This window comes from Pseudomonas sp. FG86, assembly GCF_057808775.1.
This window is the reverse complement of record NZ_JBMDIS010000079.1, coordinates 22,729-29,110: the sequence shown is the minus strand read 5'-3', so window position 1 is coordinate 29,110 and position 6,382 is coordinate 22,729. Positions and strand designations below refer to the sequence as shown.

The window sequence follows — 6,382 nt, the reverse complement described above, 5'->3', positions numbered from 1 at the left end:
AGCCCTTTGCTTACTTTGGGGCTTTTCCAAAGTGAGCCGCCGTAAGGGCGGAACCAATAGCCGCCTTTACGCAGCAATGGATAGGTACTCATTCCACTCCAGCATCCTGGTCGGCTATCAGGCCGCCATCGGAGTCGAATCGTCGCCCCTACCTTTTTTGACCGAGCAGGACTCAGAAATCGCGCTTGTAGAAGATATCCAGGGAACTGGCGACGCCGCTGGCCACTTCCAGGTACACCTTCTTGCTCAACAGGTAGCGCAAGGCGATGGTGTTGGCCGGTTCGAACACCCCCACGCCATAGCGCAGGCTGAGTTTCTCGGTGATCTTGCCGCTGGCGACCACGGCAGTGTTGTTGCCGCTGCCCTGGGTGTCGAGGTCGAAATCCTGGATGCCAAGTTTATTGGCAATATCCGAGGTCACCCCGGCACTGCCCATCAGGCCCAGGCCCAACGCTGCTTGCGCAAGCATATTGTTGTCTTCGCCGGTGGTGGTACGCGAACGTCCCAGCACCAGGTAGGACAGGGCGTCCTCCTGGGCCATTGCCGGCTCGGAGAAGATCTGCGTGGTCGGCTGTTCGGCACTGCCACTCAAGCGAATACCGGCGGTTACGGTCCTGGACGGCTCGGTGGTGACCCGTACCGCTTCGATATCGAGAAACGGTTGATCCAGGGGCCCGGCGAACAACAGGCGCGCGCGGCGCACCGTGAGCCGTTGCCCATAGGCGCGATAGCGACCATCGTTGAGCCACAGTTCGCCCCGGGTGTCGAGGTTGTCGCCGATATGCACATGCCCCTGAACCTTGGCGGTCAGGCCGAAGCCCGAGAAGTTGAGCTGCTCTTCCCCCACCACGACATCAATGTCCATGGCCATCGCCATCGGCGGCTTGCCCTCCTCGGTCTGGCGGCCAACGATCACCGTGTCATCGGAGACCTTGACCGTCGAAGGCGGCAGTTCGCGCACGGTGATGTCGCCGCGAGGGATATGCACCTTACCGGCAATCGCCAGCTTGTCGTTCTTCAAGCTGATCTTCAGGTCAGGCGCCACTTCCAACGCGGCGTAGGGCTCTACGGTGACCGGCAGTTGCGAGCCCTGCAGGCTGAGGTCCACCGCCAGCGCCTGGCCCCAGTCGATCTGCCCCTTCAGGCTGCCCTGCCCGGCCTTGCCGCTGCGCCAGGCGCCGTTGAGTTGCACGCTTTCGCCGGCAATCAACGCCTGCACATTCAAGCCCTCGAGGCTGACGGGCAGTTCAGGCCCGGACACTTCACCGCCCACCAGATTCACGTTGCCGTTGACCTGCGGCGCCAACAGTCCACCGGAGATCCGCCCGCTGCCGTTGAGCTTGCCGGTGAGTTTTTCCACCATCGGCACAAACGGGCGCGCCACCGCGAGGTCGAGGCCCGTGAGGCTGAAATTGCCGGTGATCGGTTTGTTTTTCGGCAACGGGTTGATCTGCGCCTGCAACAGCAACTCGCCGAGCTTGCCGCCCTGGAAGTTGAGCTGGGTGTCGATACGCTTGGGGTTAAGGGTGGTTTCCAGCTTCAAGGTGTCGTAGGGGAAATCCAGCCACTGGTCCTTATCCTTGACACGCAAGGTGCCGCCACTGGCATCCACCGAGACCACGCCCTTGGGGCCACTGCCGGGCAGGTCGAGCTGAACGTCGGCGTTGAGCTTGCCTTGCCAGGCGAAATCTTTCGGCAAAAAGGCCGCCAGGCTGTCGATGGGGAATTGCTTGAGGTGGTAGCGCAGCTTCGGCTCGGGCATCAGGCGCTGGTCTTCACCGCACAGGCTGGCTGCACCGGACACCCAGCAGTGGGCCGCGAAGGTCAGTTTGCCGTCGGCCAAGCGTTCGATTTTCGCCGGGGCTTGCAGCTTCCAGTCCTGGCCACCGGCCTGCACCTCGCCGCTCGCGAGGCGCCCACGCCAGTTGCTGTTGTCGAGGTTGCCGTCGAGGGCCAGGGCCAGCTTGAGCAGCGGTCCCGCCAGGTCGAGTTGGACGCTCTGGCGCCGGATATCGCCCTGGGCGCTGGCGGTCAGGGTACCGACCTGGGTGTCGCCACTTTGAATGCCACTGCCCTTGAGGTCGATCTTTGCGCGCTGGGCGCTATCGAGGGTGGCGTCGAGGGTGAGGCTTTGCAGACGATTATCGACATAGGCCAATTGCTGGCCCTTGAGGTCGAGTTTGCCTTGTGGCGCCTTGAGGCTACCGGCCACATCGATTCGGCCATTGACCTGCCCACGTAGCTGCGGCCACAGCTGGGCCAGGCGACTCAGCCTGATATCGATCTGCCCGGCCAGGCGTTGTTGCAGGCTGCCGCTGCCGTTGATGCGGTTGTCGCCCAAGCGGATATCCAGGTTGGCCAAGGTCCATTGCTCGCCTGTGCCTTCGGCCTTGGCCGCCAGCACGGCGGGTTGGCCACGCAGGCGGCCCTTGAGGTCAAGGTCGGCGTTGAGCTTGAGTTGCTCGTTCTTGAATTCGCCTTTGCTGCGCAGCGGACCCGCCAGGGTGCCAGGCAATTCGCCGACCCAGTACGCCGGGTTCAGGGCCGAAAGGTCCAGTGCGGTGTCCCAGGCAATACCGTCGGCGAATTGCAGGTTCAGGTGGCCTTCGGCCTTGCCTTGGCCGGCGGTCAGTTTCAACTCGGGCAGGAACACTTGCTTGAGATCGCCGCTGAAGGGCGTGACCACATTGAACCGGCCCGCCGGGCCGTCGAGATCAGCCTTGAAGTTGCCGAGGTAGTTGCCGTCCTTATAGGAGATTTCACCGTTAAAGGTACGTAACGCGACCTGAGGCTCGTCGATCAGCGGATACAGACGATGCCAGGGGAAATCCAGCCAAGCGATTTTCGCCTCGGCACTCAAACCTTCTTGCCAGTCCAGCTGTGCCGTGAGTGTCAGGCTTTGTTGCTCACCGGCGGTCAAATCCAGGCCGGAAATCTGCGCGCCCTTGGCGTCGACCGTGCCTTGCAGCAATACATCCACCGGGCCTTTTTCCGCCGGCAGGATGGCTTTGCCCAGCAGTTGGTAACCACTGCTCAAGTCGCCCTTGGCGGTGAGGTCGAGTTGATTGAGTTGCAGGGTATCGGGCAAGTCCGCACTGGGTTTGAAGCCATCGGCGGTGATGTGCAACTGCGCTGGCAGGTTCTCCACCAGCGGTTGCAGTTCGCCACTGAGTTTGGCGGGCAGGTAGCCACTGCTGTCGGCATCGAGCTTGAGGGTCTTGAGCAGGTCGCCGTCGAGTCTGAGCGCAACCTTCCACGGCGCACCGCCTGGCGCATAAGGCAGGCTCAGGTTGCCGCTGGCAGTCAACGGCCAGTCGCCCGTGGGTTGCAGCAGGCCGGACAGGTCCAGCACCAGGTCGTCCCGTTGCAGGTGCACCGTATCGATCTGCATACCGGCGACGGTCCAATGCGCCGCCAGTTGCAGGCCCTTGAGTTGTTCGCTGCCGTTAAACAGCAGCCGGCCGACGCGAACGTCGCCCAACTGGATGGCGACGGGCAACGTCAGGTCCGGCAGCGTGATCGGGCCACTGCTCTGCTCGGTACTGGGCGGGAATTGCAGGCTGGCTTGATCCACCTCCAATCGATTGATGCACAAGGTCAGGCGCAGCAGGCAGGCCGGCGACCAATCAAACTTCGGTGCGTCGAGTTCGACACGGCTGCTGTCTTGTTGCCACAGCAGATGATCGGCGCTCCACTGGCCGCCCAGGCGCCCCTGGAAATTCTCCACGCTCAGCCCCGGCACGTGGCCCAAGGCCCAACGGCTGCCCGCCTGGGTCCCGAGCACCGTCCACAGCGCCAGCCCTATCAAGGCGAGAAAGGCAACGATGGCCAGCCCCGCTATTTTCAAACCTCGCATCACAACTCAGGCCCCATGGAAAAGTGCACACGAAACCCACCTGGCTCTTCCAAGGCATGGGCCAGGTCCAGGCGGATCGGTCCTACCGGCGAGACCCACCGTACGCCGACGCCGACGCCGGTTTTCAGGTTGGGGATTTCCAGGGTGTTGAAGGCGTTGCCCTGGTCGACGAAGGTCGCGATTCGCCATTTCTCGGCGATGGAATATTGGTACTCGGCGCTCAGGGCCACCATGTAGCGACCACCGATGCGGTCGCCCTGGTCGTTTTCCGGCGACAGGGTCTGGTACTCATAGCCGCGCACGCTCTGGTCGCCACCGGCGAAGAAGCGCAACGACGGCGGCACCGACTTGTAGCCATTGGTGGCGCTGCCACCGAACTGCGCCCGTGCCAGGAAGCGATGATTGTCCCACAGGGTGGTCAGGCCCTTGACCGTGGCCGTGCCGTAAAGCAGGTTGGTATCGGAACCGAGCCCTTCCTTGGCGACCTTGGCATCGAACATCAGGCGGTAGCCATGGTGCGGGTCGATACGGTTATCGCTGCGCAGGTAGGAATAGCTGATCCCCGGCATCACCAGGTTGCTCAAGCCCGAGTCATCGCCCAGGCGATATTCTTCGCGTTGCCATTTGAGGGAGATCACCCGGGTCCAGCCGCTGGGCAACTTGCTGTGCCATTCAGGGCCAAGGGTGAGCAGCTTGCTCAGGGTGTCGGTGTTGGCCAGTTCTTCATTCTGGTAGCCGCCGGCAAACCGCAGTTTGTCGGTGAGCGGCGGGTCGAGCGGAATGTCGTACCACAGCCCGACGTTCTGGCGCGGCGCCGACAGTTCGGCTTCCCAGCCGTAGCTGTGGCCCTGGGGGTTGACCCAGTGGCGGGTCCAGTTGGCTTTGCCCCGTGGACCGACGTCGGTGGAATACCCTAGGCCAAGGCCCATGGTGCGCGGCTTGCGGGTTTCCAGTCGCACGGCGACCGGGATCACATCATTGGCCGAAGCCGCCGGGGCGGCGTCCACGCGCACGCCTTCAAAAAAGCCGCTGGATTGCAGGGCCTGGTTGAGTTCGGCGATCAGTTCGGAGTCGTAGGGCGTGCCATTTTTAAACGGCACCATGCGTTGCAGCAGCTCTTCATCAAACGGCGTGTCACCGGCAAAGCTGACCTTGCCCAAGGTGTAGCGTGGGCCGCTGTCATAGATCAGTTCGATATCGGCGACGCCCGCCTGGGGGTCCACCGAGAGTGTCTGGCGCGTGAAGCGCCCGCTGAAAAAACCGTAGCGCGAGGCCTGGTTCTGGATCAGACGCTTGGCGTCTTCGTAGTGGCCGTGGTTGAGCACGGCGCCGGATTTTAGGTCGTCGCTGACGGGTACGCGGAACGCCTTGAGGTTCGCGGCCTCGCCGTCGACCCGAATGGTCACGTTGCGCAAATGCACCGGTTCGCCGGGGTCGATGGTGAGGATCAGGCGCGGAGTCTTGCCGCCCTTCACATCGCTTGCGATCCGTGGCTGATAGAACCCCAGCGCCTGGGCGGCTTTGCGCGCCTGTTCCTCGGCGCCACGGCTGAACCGTTGCAAGGCCTCTTCATCACGATCGCCCACCCCGCCGATATAACCTTCGATATTGGCCTTCAGCGCATCGTTCGTTGGCTTGATCCGTACGTCCAATTCGCTTTGCGCGAACGCGCCGCAGCTTGTGAACAGCAGAACCAAGCCGCTGGTAAATCTTCCTGGAAACTTCATAGGCGCGGATGCTACACGACCTCGGGAGCAACTTAGAACACAGATGATTCTGAAAAATTCTGCGTTAAGCCGTTGAAGCCTGTAACGCCTGGGGATTGGGGTGAAAAAACACATGTTCCAGGACAGGTCCTACAGCAACCTCGCCGATTTCCTCATAGCCCTGACGCTGGTAGAAATCCAGATAGCGTGGATTCCCCGTGTCCACCACCACACCGGACGAATGCGGGTCCTCGGCACACCAGTTGTGCACCGCCGTCAGCAACTGTTCGCCGTAATGCTTGCCCTGGAACTGTGGGTGAATACCCAGCAGCGGCAACACATGCACCGATTCGGCGGGCAGGCATGCCAGCACCGCATGATGGTAATCAAGGTAGCGCCGCGTGCCACGCACACCCGTGCTCAGCCACATGCGCAGTTGCCAGGCCCAGCTTTCGGTGATCCCCAGGCGCCGTTGCGGCGGCGCGATCAAGGCGATGCCGATCAGCCGGTCATTGACGAACAGGCCAATGGCGGGAAGTTTCTGAAAGAAATGCTGCTTGACCAGTTCGCGCACGGTGGCGCGCACCCGCTGTTCATAGCCTGGGCGCTCGGCTTCGAAGATGTAGGCAAAGGTCGGCTCATGGCGATAAGCCTGATACAGCAGGGAGCGGGCCTCGGGGGAATAGTCGCTGTTGAGCAAGCGAACTTCGGCAAGGGTGGTTAAAGAGTCAGGCATACGGTGAGTCTCCCTGGGCGCCATTCAAAAGATGGCGTTCTTATGAGTACGAACTTACGCGGCACCAGTCGTTCCCAGACATTA

General features: G+C 62.1%; 3 protein-coding genes. All 3 read right to left on the bottom strand.

What is annotated here, in order from left to right:
* Nucleotides 1-172: 172 nt before the first annotated feature.
* The 3 genes from ACODSV_RS29515 to ACODSV_RS29505 all read right to left on the bottom strand — a co-directional run bounded on the left by ACODSV_RS29515 (nucleotide 173) and on the right by ACODSV_RS29505 (nucleotide 6,298).
* Entirely contained in the window at nucleotides 173-3,856 is a 3,684-nt protein-coding gene (locus tag ACODSV_RS29515; protein ID WP_150054977.1) for a translocation/assembly module TamB domain-containing protein, read from the bottom strand.
* Entirely contained in the window at nucleotides 3,856-5,583 is a 1,728-nt protein-coding gene (locus ACODSV_RS29510) for an autotransporter assembly complex protein TamA (RefSeq protein WP_150095591.1), read from the bottom strand. The genes ACODSV_RS29515 and ACODSV_RS29510 overlap by 1 nt, the downstream gene beginning before the upstream one ends.
* 64 nt (nucleotides 5,584-5,647) lie before the next feature.
* Nucleotides 5,648-6,298, bottom strand: a complete 651-nt coding sequence (locus ACODSV_RS29505; RefSeq protein WP_024076234.1) for a GNAT family N-acetyltransferase — start codon at nucleotides 6,296-6,298, stop codon at nucleotides 5,648-5,650.
* Nucleotides 6,299-6,382: the final 84 nt, after the last annotated feature.

What these genes read in the sequence shown, in the direction of transcription:
- ACODSV_RS29515 (WP_150054977.1), bottom strand. Translation starts at nt 3,856, where the DNA reads ATGCGAGGTTTGAAAATAGCGGGGCTGGCCATCGTTGCCTTTCTCGCC.
- ACODSV_RS29510 (WP_150095591.1), bottom strand. Translation starts at nt 5,583, where the DNA reads ATGAAGTTTCCAGGAAGATTTACCAGCGGCTTGGTTCTGCTGTTCACA.
- ACODSV_RS29505 (WP_024076234.1), bottom strand. Translation starts at nt 6,298, where the DNA reads ATGCCTGACTCTTTAACCACCCTTGCCGAAGTTCGCTTGCTCAACAGC.